We start from the raw sequence: 11,462 nt of genomic DNA on the forward strand, positions 1-11,462 counted from the left end.
CTGCCGACAAGGGAATGAACTGATGGCGAAGGGTTTCGCATCCACCACTGACATGGCCGAGAAGAAGATCACCTTCTCCGAGATCGGCCCCGACCTCTATGCCTTCACGGCGGAAGGCGATCCGAACTCGGCCGTGATCGTCGGCGATGATGGCTGCATCGTGTTCGACGCGCAGGCGACGCCGGCGATGGCGAACAAGGTGATCGAGCGCGTCAAGACGGTCACCGACAAGCCGATCAAATATGTCGTGCTGTCGCATTACCACGCCGTCCGCGTGCTCGGCGCCTCGGCTTATCATGCGGAAGGAATCGTCGCCTCGCAGGAGACGCACCGGCTGATCGTCGAGCGCGGCCAGCAGGATTGGGATTCCGAGTACGGCCGCTTCCCGCGGCTTTTCCAGGACGCCGAGAGCATTCCCGGCCTGACCTGGCCGACGCTGACTTTCGAAGGCGAGATGACGATCCATCTTGGCAAGCGCGAGGTGCAACTGATCCAGCTTGGCGCCGGCCACACCTCCGGCGACATCGTCGCCTGGGTGCCGGACGCCGAGGTGATGTTCTCCGGCGATCTCATCGAGTACCACTCGGCCTGCTATTGCGGTGACGCGTACTTGCGCGAATGGCCGTCGACGCTCAACGAGATCCGCGACTTCAATCCGAAGGCCATCGCTCCGGGCCGCGGCGACGCGCTGAAGGGCGAGGCCACCGTGCGCGAGGCGATCGCGATGACCCGCGACTTCGTCTCGTCGCTGTATGGTGCGGCCGAGCTGTCCGTCGCCAAGGGCCGCAGTCTCAAGGAGTCGATGGCGGCGACGCGCGAGGTGATGGATCCGAAGTTCTCGAGCTTCGCGATCTACGAGCACTGCCTGCCGTTCAACGTGTCGCGCGCCTATGACGAAGCCAGCGGCATCGACGATCCCGTGATCTGGACCGCCGAGCGCGACCGCGAGATGTGGGCCCGCCTGCAAGGAGAAGGATGATGAACATCAACACATCGCCTGACCAGCTCAGCCGCGCGACCGGGCAGGTCACGCCGGGCTACATGTCCGGCTTCGGTAATTCCTTCGAGACCGAGGCGCTGCCTGGCGCGCTGCCGATCGGGCGCAACTCGCCGCAGCGCTGCGCCTACGGGCTCTATGCCGAACAGCTCTCCGGCTCGCCATTCACCGCGCCGCGCGGCTCCAACGAGCGCTCCTGGCTGTATCGCATCCGCCCCTCGGTGAAGCACTCCGGTCGCTTCACGAAAGTTGATGCTGGCTTGTGGCGCACCGCGCCCTGCCACGAGCAGGGGATCACGGTGCAGCAGTTGCGCTGGGATCCGACGCCGATCCCGTCGGGCGAGGTGACATTCCTGCAGGGCGTGCAGACCATGACGACGGCGGGCGACGCCGCGACGCAGGCGGGCATGGCGACGCATGTCTATGTCATCACGAAGTCGATGGTCGACCAGCACTTCTACGATGCCGACGGCGAGCTGATGTTCGTGCTGCAGCAGGGACGCCTGTTGTTCGTCACCGAGTTCGGCCGCATCGATGCCGAGCCGGGCGAGATCGTCGTGATCCCGCGCGGCGTGAAATTCCGCGTCGAGATTCCGGCGGGACCGGCGCGCGGCTATCTCTGCGAGAACTATGGCGGCGCCTTCACTTTGCCGGAGCGCGGCCCGATCGGCGCCAACTGCCTCGCCAATGCCCGCGACTTCCTCACGCCCGTTGCGTCCTACGAGGACAAGGACACGCCGACCGAGCTCTTCGTGAAGTGGGGCGGCGCGCTGTTCAAGACCGAGCTGAAGCATTCGCCGATCGACGTCGTCGCCTGGCACGGCAACTACGCGCCGTATAAATACGACCTCCGCACCTTCTCCCCGGTCGGCGCCATTGGCTTCGACCACCCCGATCCGTCGATCTTCACCGTGCTGACCTCGCCGTCGGAGACCGCGGGCACCGCCAATATCGACTTCGTGATCTTCCCCGAGCGCTGGATGGTGGCCGACAACACCTTCCGCCCGCCATGGTATCACATGAACATCATGTCGGAGTTCATGGGCCTGATCTACGGCGTCTACGACGCCAAGCCGCAGGGTTTTGTGCCGGGCGGCATGAGCCTGCACAATTGCATGCTGCCGCACGGCCCCGACCGCGAGGCGTTCGACCACGCCAGCAATGGCGAGCTGAAGCCGGTCAAGCTGACGGGCACCATGGCCTTCATGTTCGAGACCCGCTTTCCGCAACGGATCACCAAGCACGCCGCGGAGTCCGGCACGCTGCAGCCGGACTACGCCGATTGCTGGAATGGTTTGGAGAAGCGCTTCGATCCGAACCGGCCGTAGCCCTCTTCACCCTCCCCTGGAGGGGGAGGGTCGGCTCACATTGAGCAACGCGAAATGTGAGCCGGGGTGGGGTGTCTCTCTCCATACCCACACCACCCCACCCCGATTGCTCATTCCATTCGCAATCGACCCTCCCCCTCCAGGGGAGGGTGGTTCGCAATCAGGCTAGCCAGTCGTCATGCACCCCAACGATCCCTCGCTCCGCTCCTTCATCCCGGTCGACCCATCGTCCGACTTCCCGATCCAGAACCTGCCCTACGGCGTGTTCTCGGCAGCGGACTCACCGAAGCCGCGCGTCGGCGTCGCCATAGGCGACTTCGTGCTCGATCTCGCCGTGCTGGAGGACGAGGGTCTGCTCGATCTCGCACCCGCCTATGAGGTGTTCGCCCAACCCTCGCTTAACGCCTTCATGGCGCTCGGCCCCGCCGTCTGGTCGAAGACCCGCGCCGCGATCAGCGCGCTCTTACGCGATGACAATCCGCGGCTGCGCGACGACAAGCCGCTGCGCAGCCGGGCGCTGCTGCGGCGCGCGGACGTCACGTTGCACCTGCCGTTCCAGGTCGCCGGCTACACCGACTTCTATTCGTCGAAGGAGCACGCCACCAATGTCGGCGTGATGTTCCGCGGCAAGGACAACGCGCTGCAGCCGAACTGGCTGCACATGCCGATCGGCTACAACGGCCGCGCCTCGACCGTCGTCGTCTCCGGCACCAGGGTGCGCCGGCCACGCGGCCAACTCAAGCCGCCGAGTGCCGACGTGCCCAGCTTCGGCCCGTGCAAGCGGCTCGATTTCGAATTGGAGATGGGCGTCGTCATCGGTCAGCCCTCGCAGCTCGGTGAGATGCTGACGGAAGCACAGGCTGAAGCGATGATCTTCGGCTTCGTGCTGCTCAACGACTGGAGCGCGCGCGACATCCAGCAATGGGAGTACGTCCCGCTCGGCCCGTTCCAGTCCAAGGCGTTCGTGACCTCGATCAGCCCGTGGGTGGTGACGCGCGAGGCGCTGGAGCCGTTCCGCGTGGCCGGACCGGCGCAGGATCCGACGCCGCTGCCCTATCTGCAGCAGAAGAAAGCGCAGAACTACGACCTCGCTCTCGAGGTGTCATTGAGCGCCGGCGCTGCCGCACAGACGATCTCGCAGACCAACTTCAAATACATGTATTGGTCGAGCGTCCAGCAGCTGATGCACCACGCGTCATCAGGCTGCGCCATGAGCGTCGGCGATCTCCTCGGCAGCGGCACCATCTCCGGCCCCGAGACCCATCAGCGCGGCAGCCTGCTGGAAATCAGCTGGAACGGCGCCGAGCCGGTCGAACTTGCAGGCGGCACGAAGCGCTCGTTCCTGGAGGATGGCGATTCGCTGGTGATACGCGGCTGGTGTCAAGGGCAGGGCTATCGAATCGGCTTCGGCGAAGTGGAGGGCACGATCGCTGCGGCCGAGTAGGCGTCATTGCGAGCGCAGCGAAGCAATCCAGGGCTGCGCGGGACTCTGGATTGCTTCGCTGCGCTCGCAACGACGAACAGAGAGATCAGCGATTCTCTGGCGCGACATCTTTCACGCCAGCCACAAATGCAGCGATCTCTTCGGCCGTAAACTTCAGATGGACGCGCTTGTCCGACGGCACCTGTTTCACCGCGCAGACACCCGGCCGCCACTCCCGCGCCGGCCGGATCGGCCGCGGCGCAAAGCCGCGGCCGCAGTTCGGGCAGACGTTGGAGAGCTTCGTTTCCACACAGTCAGCGCAGAAGGTGCATTCATACGAACAGATCCGCGCGTCCGTCGCGGACGGCGGGAGGTCCTTGTCGCAGAACTCGCAATTGGGCCGAAGCTGCAGCGCCATGGTCGCCTCGCAAACCTTCAATGAGTCGAGTGTCGCAAACGCCAAGTCCCAGTTGAATGCCGAAGTTCCCTCGATTTCCGCCACGCCGTCAGCCGGACGGCAGCGCCGCCAGCGGCAGCTTCGCGCTCTCCTTCAGCCGGTCGAGCACGATCGAGGAGCGCACATGCGCGACGCTCTGATGCGGCATCAGCACATTGTTGACGATGTCCGAGAGGCTCTTGAGGTCGCGCAGCACGACCTTCAGCAGATAGTCGGAGTCGCCGGTGAGCGCGTAGGCCTCCTGGATGTCGTCGACCCGGTTGACCAGTGCTCGAAACTTCTGGGCGTTGTCCGGCGAATGCGTCGCCAAGGTGATCTGGATAAACGCGATCAGCTCGAAGCCGAGCGCCTGGCTGGCGAGCTGCGCGCGGTAGCCGGCGATGACACCGTCCTCCTCCAGCCGCATCCGCCGCCGCGAGCATTGCGAGGCGGAGAGCCCGGCGAGGTCGGCGAGCTCCTGGTTGGTCAGCCGGCCATCGTCCTGGAGGGCGGAGAGGATCTTCAGATCGAAGCTGTCGACAGAAATCATGCGCCAATTCCTTGTGGGACGCACAGATCGTGCATATCGGCGCGAAAATGACAACCGTTTGCATGCTCCATGCGCCATATCCGGGAGATCATGAGCGCAAGTCAGCCAAGGAGCTTGCCATGGGTCCGTTTCCGCACGATGCGCCGCCTGCCACGATCTCGGCCGACAATCCGATGGGCACGGATGGCTTCGAGTTCGTCGAATATGCCCATCCCGACGCCGGCGAGCTGCATGCCCTGTTCAAGCTGATGGGCTTCGCGGCGGTCGCCCGGCACAAGACCAAGGCGATCACGCTCTATCGCCAGGGTGACATCAACTACCTCGTCAACGAGGAGCCCGGCAGCCACGGCCACGACTTCGTCGCCGCACACGGCCCCTGCGCGCCGTCGATGGCGTTCCGCGTCGTCGACGCTGAGAAGGCCTATGCGCGGGCGATTGCGCTCGGCGCCGAGCCCGCCGATCTGCCGGCGGCCCAGAAGACGCTCGACGTCTCCGCACTCAAGGGCATCGGCGGCAGCCTGCTGTATCTGGTCGATCGCTACGGGCCTAAGGGCTCGGCCTATGATCTCGAATTCGACTGGATCGGCGCGCGCGATCCGCGTCCCGCGGGCTCGGGCCTCTACTACATCGATCATTTGACCCACAACGTGCATCGCGGCCGCATGAACGTGTGGGCGGGATTCTACGAAAAACTGTTCAACTTCCGGCAGATCCGCTTCTTCGACATTGAGGGTCGCGCCTCCGGCCTGTTCTCGCGCGCGCTGACCAGCCCCGATGGCAAGATCCGGATTCCGATCAACGAGGATGCCGGCGATGCCGGGCAGATCGAGGAATATCTCAAGACCTATCGCGGCGAAGGCATCCAGCACATCGCCTGTGGCGCGCGCGATATCTATGCGACCGTCGAGGGGCTGCGCGCCTCAGGCCTGCCGTTCATGCCGTCGCCGCCCGACACCTATTTCGAGCGCATCGATCACAGGCTGCCGAAGCACGGCGAGGACGTCTCGCGGCTGAAGCGCAACGGCATCCTGATCGACGGCGAGGGCGTCGTCGATGGCGGCCAGACCAAGGTGCTGTTGCAGATCTTCTCCGCCAACGCGATCGGCCCGATCTTCTTCGAGTTCATCCAGCGCAAGGGTGACGACGGCTTTGGCGAAGGGAACTTCAAGGCGCTGTTCGAATCGATCGAGGAAGACCAGATCCGTCGCGGCGTGCTGAAGGTCGAGGCGGCGGAGTAGGAAGAGTCGGTTTGCCCGTCATTGCGAGGAGCAAAGCGACGAAGCAATCCAGAGTCCCGCCCCGGCCCCTGGATTGCGTCGCTTCGCTCGCAATGACGGTGTGCTTGGAGACACGCTGCTGCCCCACAAGCAGTGTCGTCCCGGCGAACGCCGGGACCCATACCGCGTGATGTCTCAGGAGGGCACGATGGCAGACAATCTTCGCCTCACGCCGGCCGGTGGCTATGGATCCCGGCGTGCGCCGGGATGACACCGAGTTTGAGGCGCGAGCGTCGCCAACTCATACCGATTGGATGGTCGCGGCGTGGGTGTGGGTGGCCCGTGCGCCCGCGATGCTGAGCTTACCGCCCCACCTTCCAAGCGCTCGCGAGCGCCCCGATCTCCGCGGCCTCCGGCTCCCTGATATTCGACGGCGTCCGCGAGAATCGCGGCGCTGGCGCCGGCTGGGTCACGCCATGGCGCTCGACGAAGACGCCGCGCGCGGCCATGTGGGCGTGCTTCGGGGCCTCCGACATGGTCAGCACCGGTGCGAAGCAGATGTCGGTGCCTTCCATGATCGCGCACCACTCCTCGCGAGTCTTGCTCTTGAACACGGAAACCAGCTTCTCCTTCAGCGCCGGCCACGCGCGCGGATCCATCTGCGCGTCGAAGGCGGGATCGCTGAGGTCGGCGTGCTGGCGCAGCAGGGCGTAGAACTGCGGCTCGATCGAGCCGATCGAGATGAAGTTGCCGCAGGCGCATTCGTAGACGCCGTAGAAATGCGCGCCGCCGTCGAGGAAGTTGCGCTCGCGTCCCTCGCTCCAGCGGCCCATCGCGGTGAGGTCGAAGAACATCGCCAGTAGCGATGCCGCGCCGTCACACATTGCGGTGTCCACGACCTGGCCCTTGCCGGACTTCGACGCCTCCAGCAGCGCGGCGAGCACACCGACCACGAGATACAGCGCGCCGCCGCCGAAATCGCCGACCAGGTTGAGCGGCGGTACCGGGCGCTCCTTCGGCCCGATCGCGGCGAGGGCACCGGTGATCGAGATGTAGTTGATGTCGTGACCGGCGGCCTGCGCCAGTGGTCCTTCCTGGCCCCAGCCGGTCATGCGGCCATAGACCAGCTTTGGATTGCGCGCGAGCACGACATCGGGGCCGAGCCCGAGACGCTCCATCACGCCGGGACGGAAGCCCTCGATCAGCGCGTCGGCGCCGGCGAGTAGGTCGAGCACTTCCGCGATGACGGCCTTGTTCTTCAGATCGAGCTCGATCACCTTGCGGCCGCGGCCCGCGACGGACTTCATGTTCTTCCGCGCACCGACACGATCCAGCGTCACCACCTCCGCGCCCATGTCTGCCAGCAGCATGCAGGCGAACGGTCCAGGTCCGATGCCGGCGAATTCGACAATGCGGAAGCCTGCGAGCGGGCCGGTGGCGCGGGTCTGGTTGTGGGGGGCGGTCTTGTCGAGCACGTCGTTATGTCCTTGGGCGTTGCGCGTCTTGTTGCTTGCGTTTCCTGATCCCTCGATTGTCCCGCGTGCATCAAGCCAACGCAAGCGCGCCGTATGCCGCAAAGCAAAACGGCGCGCATTGCTGCGCGCCGTGGAATTTGTCGTGCCGTTGCGCGGAATGATCCGCGCGGCAGCCTCAGCCCGCGGCTTGCACCGCGCGCTGCGCCATCACCTTCACCAGATTGGCGCGGTAATCGGCCGAGCCGTGGATGTCGCTGAGCAGGCCGCTCGCCGACACGTTGACGCTGTCGATCGCCGACGCCGACCAGTTCGACTTCAGCGCCGCCTCGATCGCCGACACCCGCATCACGCCGCTCTGCGAGGCGCCGGTGGCCGCGACGCGGACGTCACCGGCCTTGGTCCTGGTGACGAACACGCCGGTCAGCGCGAAGCGCGACGCCGGGTGGCGCATCTTGGCGTAGCCGGCCTTCTCCGGCACCGGGAACGACACCTCGGTGATGATCTCGCCGTCTTCGAGCGCCGTCGTGAACAGGCCCTTGAAGAAATCATCCGCCGAGATCGACCGCTTGTTGGTCTTCACGGTCGCGCCGAGCGAGACCAGCGCTGCGGGAAAATCCGCGGCCGGATCGTTGTTGGCGATCGAGCCGCCGATCGTGCCGCGGGCGCGCACGGCGGGATCGCCCAGCACCGAGGTGAGATGGGCGATCGCGGGGATCGCCTTCTTCACATCCGCATTGGTCATGATGTCGTAGTAGGTCGTCGCCGCCTTGATTGTGAGCGTGTCGCCCGAGAGCTGCACGCCGATCAGGTCCTTGATCTTGCCGATGTCGATGACATCGGACGGCGAGGCAAGGCGCTGCTTCATGACCGGGATCAGAGTGTGACCACCGGCAAGGAACTTCGCCTCGCTGCCTTTGGAGAACAGCGCCGCGGCCTCGTCGACCGAGGAGGCGCGATGATAGGTCGTCTCGTACATGGTTGCTCCTCCCGTTCGATCAGGCGTTGCCGTGGATCGCGTGCCAGACGCAGTCCGGGGTCGCCGGCATTTCGAGCTTGTTGTTGCCGATCGCATCCGTGATCGCGTTGATCACGGCCGCGGAGGCACCGATCGCGCCGGCCTCGCCGCAGCCCTTCACGCCGAGCGGATTGCCCGGGCAGAGCGTGGTGGTGTGGCTCAGCTTGAACGACGGCACGTCGTCGGCCCTGGGCATCGCGTAGTCCATGAAGGACGCGGTGACCGGCTGGCCGTTGCCGTCATAGACGGCATGCTCCAGCAGCGCCTGGCCGATGCCCTGGACGAGACCGCCGTGCACTTGGCCCTCCACGATCATCGGGTTGATCAGCCGGCCGAAGTCGTCCGCGGCGACAAAGTTGACGAACGACGTCTTGCCGGTGGCCTGGTCGACCTCGAGCTCGCAGATGTAGGTGCCGGCCGGGAAGGTGAAGTTGGTCGGATCGTAGAAGGCACTCTCCTTCAATCCGGGCTCCATGCCGTCCGGCAGATTGTGCGCGGTGTAGGCGGCCAGCGCGACCATCGGCAGCGCGATCGACTTGTCGGTGCCGGTCACCTTGAACTCGCCGTTCTCGATGACGATGTCGCCTTCGGATGCCTCCAGCGCGTGCGCTGCGATCTTCTTGGCCTTGGCCTCGACCTTCTCCATCGCCTTCAGGATCGCGGTGAGACCGACGGCGGCCGAGCGCGAGCCGTAGGTGCCCATGCCGAACTGCACCTTGTCGGTATCGCCATGGACGATCGAGACCTGGCTGATCGGCACGCCCAGGCGGTCGGCGATCAGCTGGCAGAAGGTGGTCTCGTGGCCCTGGCCGTGGCTGTGCGATCCCGTAAGCACCTCGATGGTGCCGACCGGGTTGACGCGGATCTCGGCCGATTCCCATAGGCCGACACCGGCACCCAAGCTGCCGACCGCCTTCGACGGCGCGATGCCGCAGGCCTCGATGTAGCAGGACAGGCCGATGCCGCGCAGCTTGCCCTGCGCCTTGGCGGCCTCCTTGCGCGCCGGGAAGCCCGCATAGTCGATCGCCTTCATCGCCGCGTCGAGGGATGCGTTGAAGTCGCCGGTGTCGTAGGCCATGATCACCGGGGTCTGGTGCGGGAACTGGGTGATGAAGTTCTTCCGCCGCAGCTCCGCCGGATCCATCTTGAACTGCCGCGCCGCGGTCTCGACCAGCCGCTCCAGCAGATAGCTCGCCTCGGGACGTCCTGCGCCTCTGTAAGCATCGACCGGCGTGGTGTTGGTGTAGACGCCCATCACCTCGGCATAGATCGCCGGGATATTGTACTGGCCCGACAGCAGGGTCGCGTACAGATAGGTCGGCACCGACGATGAGAACAGCGACATGTAGGCGCCGAAATTGGCGTGGGTCTTGACCCGCAGGCCCAGCATCTTGTGGTCGGCGTCGAACGCCATCTCGGCCTTGGAGATATGGTCGCGGCCGTGCGCGTCGGTGAGGAACGCCTCGGTGCGGTCGCCGGTCCACTTGACGGGACGGCCGACCTTCTTCGAGGCCCACAGCGCCACCATCTCTTCCGGATAGATGAAGATCTTGGAGCCGAAGCCGCCGCCGACGTCGGGCGCGATCACGCGCAGCTTATGCTCCGGCGCGATATTGTAGAACGCCGACAGCACGAGACGGGCGACATGCGGGTTCTGCGAGGTCGTGTAGAGCGTGAAATGCTCCTCGGCGGCGTCATAGTCGGCGAGCGCCGCGCGCGGCTCCATGGCGTTCGGCGCCAGCCGGTTGTTGGTCAGCTCGAGGCTGACGACGTGCGCGGCCTTGGAGAAGGCGGCGCTAACGGCGGCTTCGTCGCCGATATGCCAGTCATAGACGACGTTCCCGGGCGCTTCAGGGTGAAGCTGCGGCGCGCCGGGCTTCAGCGCCGAGGGCATGTCGGCGACCGCCGGCAGCTCCTCGTACTCGACGACCACCGCTTCGGCGGCGTCACGCGCGAGGTTCTTGCTGTCGGCGATCACGACCGCGACGGCCTGGCCGACGAAGCGCACGGTCTCCGGCGCCATCGCCGGCCATGCGCCCATCTTCATCGGCGAGCCGTCCTTGGAGGTGATGGCCCAGCCGCAGATCAGATTGCCGACCTTGTCGTCCACGATCTGCTTGCCGGTCAGCACCGCGACCACGCCCGGCATCGCCTCCGCGGCCGAGGCGTCGATGCTCTTGACCTTGGCGTGGGCGTGGGGGCTGCGGATGAAATGGGCATAGGTCATGCCCACCAGCTTGATGTCGTCGACATACCGGCCCTTGCCGGTGATGAAACGCTTGTCCTCCTTGCGGACGACGCTTGCGCCAATGCCTTCCATACCCATGCGGATCTCTCCCCTACCGGAGTTTGTTGTCCCGCCGCGGCTAGCGCGCGCAGCGGTCGTGGTCTCGGTATTGATTGATGGTGTCGAAGCCGACGGCAGCCTCTATTATTCGGCGGCCTGGGCGACCTTCATCCGGCCCGCGGCATCGAGCACGGCCTTAACGATGTTGTGATAGCCGGTGCAGCGGCAGATGTTGCCTTCCAGCTCCTCGCGCACCGTGGCCTCGTCGAGGTGGCCTCCGTGGCGATGCACAATATCGATCGCCGACATGATCATGCCCGGCGTGCAATAGCCGCATTGCAGGCCGTGATTGTCGCGGAACGCCGCCTGCATCGGATGCAGCTCGTCGCCCTTGGCGATGCCTTCGATGGTGGTGACGTTGGACCCGGCGGCCTGGCCGGCGAGCACGGTGCAGGATTTCACGGCCCGGCCGTCGATATGGACGACGCAGGCGCCGCATTGGCTGGTGTCGCAGCCGACATGGGTGCCGGTGAGATTGAGATGATCCCGCAACAGGTTCACGAGCAGGGTGCGATCCTCGACCTCAGCCGAGACCGCCTTGCCGTTCACTGTCAGTTTGACTGTCGACACGAGTAACCTCCCGATGAATTATTCTTATTCTGATTAGAAACAGCGCCCTCAGGACTTTGCAACTCGAATTTTCGTCTGAGATGTCATTGCGACGTCTTGCGCGC

10 protein-coding genes are annotated in these 11,462 nt (G+C 65.2%); 4 read left to right on the forward strand and 6 right to left on the reverse strand.

Annotation, left to right across the window (positions count from 1 at the left end):
- The first annotated feature begins 22 nt into the window (after window positions 1-22).
- From ACVILH_RS09200 to fahA, 3 genes are all read left to right on the forward strand, one after another.
- Complete coding sequence (locus ACVILH_RS09200) at window positions 23-979, forward strand: MBL fold metallo-hydrolase (RefSeq protein WP_456712609.1); 957 nt, start codon at window positions 23-25, stop codon at window positions 977-979.
- On the forward strand, window positions 979-2,325 hold the full coding sequence (gene hmgA / locus ACVILH_RS09205) for a homogentisate 1,2-dioxygenase (protein WP_456712610.1): 1,347 nt from the start codon (window positions 979-981) through the stop codon (window positions 2,323-2,325). The genes ACVILH_RS09200 and hmgA overlap by 1 nt, the downstream gene beginning before the upstream one ends.
- A 178-nt stretch (window positions 2,326-2,503) precedes the next feature.
- Window positions 2,504-3,769 carry a fumarylacetoacetase gene (gene fahA / locus ACVILH_RS09210; protein ID WP_456712611.1) on the forward strand — a complete coding sequence of 422 codons (1,266 nt, stop codon included), beginning with the start codon at window positions 2,504-2,506 and terminating at the stop codon, window positions 3,767-3,769.
- 85 nt (window positions 3,770-3,854) lie between these two features.
- Here the strand turns inward: fahA and ACVILH_RS09215 are convergent, their stop codons facing one another.
- Both ACVILH_RS09215 and ACVILH_RS09220 read right to left on the reverse strand, forming a co-directional pair.
- Entirely contained in the window at window positions 3,855-4,166 is a 312-nt protein-coding gene (locus ACVILH_RS09215) for a DUF1272 domain-containing protein (RefSeq protein ID WP_456716915.1), read from the reverse strand.
- 88 nt (window positions 4,167-4,254) lie between these two features.
- Complete coding sequence (locus ACVILH_RS09220; RefSeq protein ID WP_456712612.1) at window positions 4,255-4,734, reverse strand: Lrp/AsnC family transcriptional regulator; 480 nt, start codon at window positions 4,732-4,734, stop codon at window positions 4,255-4,257.
- A gap of 119 nt (window positions 4,735-4,853) precedes the next feature.
- Between ACVILH_RS09220 and hppD the strand changes: the two genes are divergently transcribed.
- Window positions 4,854-5,972 (forward strand): 4-hydroxyphenylpyruvate dioxygenase, encoded by a 1,119-nt coding sequence (gene hppD, locus ACVILH_RS09225; protein WP_456712613.1) that lies wholly within the window; start codon window positions 4,854-4,856, stop codon window positions 5,970-5,972.
- 341 nt (window positions 5,973-6,313) lie between these two features.
- Here the strand turns inward: hppD and ACVILH_RS09230 are convergent, their stop codons facing one another.
- The 4 genes from ACVILH_RS09230 to ACVILH_RS09245 all read right to left on the reverse strand — a co-directional run bounded on the left by ACVILH_RS09230 (window position 6,314) and on the right by ACVILH_RS09245 (window position 11,358).
- Entirely contained in the window at window positions 6,314-7,426 is a 1,113-nt protein-coding gene (locus ACVILH_RS09230; RefSeq protein ID WP_456712614.1) for a CaiB/BaiF CoA transferase family protein, read from the reverse strand.
- A gap of 175 nt (window positions 7,427-7,601) precedes the next feature.
- Window positions 7,602-8,402, reverse strand: a complete 801-nt coding sequence (locus tag ACVILH_RS09235; protein WP_456712615.1) for an FAD binding domain-containing protein — start codon at window positions 8,400-8,402, stop codon at window positions 7,602-7,604.
- A 19-nt stretch (window positions 8,403-8,421) separates the two neighbouring features.
- Window positions 8,422-10,767, reverse strand: a complete 2,346-nt coding sequence (locus ACVILH_RS09240) for a xanthine dehydrogenase family protein molybdopterin-binding subunit (protein WP_456712616.1) — start codon at window positions 10,765-10,767, stop codon at window positions 8,422-8,424.
- Window positions 10,768-10,872: 105 nt separating this feature from the next.
- Complete coding sequence (locus ACVILH_RS09245) at window positions 10,873-11,358, reverse strand: (2Fe-2S)-binding protein (RefSeq protein WP_006612053.1); 486 nt, start codon at window positions 11,356-11,358, stop codon at window positions 10,873-10,875.
- Window positions 11,359-11,462 lie beyond the last annotated feature (104 nt).

The sequence above is a fragment of the Bradyrhizobium sp. USDA 4353 genome, from assembly GCF_054063215.1.

Excerpts from the sequence above, each read along its gene's own strand:
- ACVILH_RS09200 (WP_456712609.1), top strand. The coding sequence starts at position 23 with ATGGCGAAGGGTTTCGCATCCACCACTGACATGGCCGAGAAGAAGATC.
- hmgA (WP_456712610.1), top strand. The coding sequence starts at position 979 with ATGAACATCAACACATCGCCTGACCAGCTCAGCCGCGCGACCGGGCAG.
- fahA (WP_456712611.1), top strand. The coding sequence starts at position 2,504 with ATGCACCCCAACGATCCCTCGCTCCGCTCCTTCATCCCGGTCGACCCA.
- ACVILH_RS09215 (WP_456716915.1), bottom strand. The coding sequence starts at position 4,166 with ATGGCGCTGCAGCTTCGGCCCAATTGCGAGTTCTGCGACAAGGACCTC.
- ACVILH_RS09220 (WP_456712612.1), bottom strand. The coding sequence starts at position 4,734 with ATGATTTCTGTCGACAGCTTCGATCTGAAGATCCTCTCCGCCCTCCAG.
- hppD (WP_456712613.1), top strand. The coding sequence starts at position 4,854 with ATGGGTCCGTTTCCGCACGATGCGCCGCCTGCCACGATCTCGGCCGAC.
- ACVILH_RS09235 (WP_456712615.1), bottom strand. The coding sequence starts at position 8,402 with ATGTACGAGACGACCTATCATCGCGCCTCCTCGGTCGACGAGGCCGCG.
- ACVILH_RS09240 (WP_456712616.1), bottom strand. The coding sequence starts at position 10,767 with ATGGGTATGGAAGGCATTGGCGCAAGCGTCGTCCGCAAGGAGGACAAG.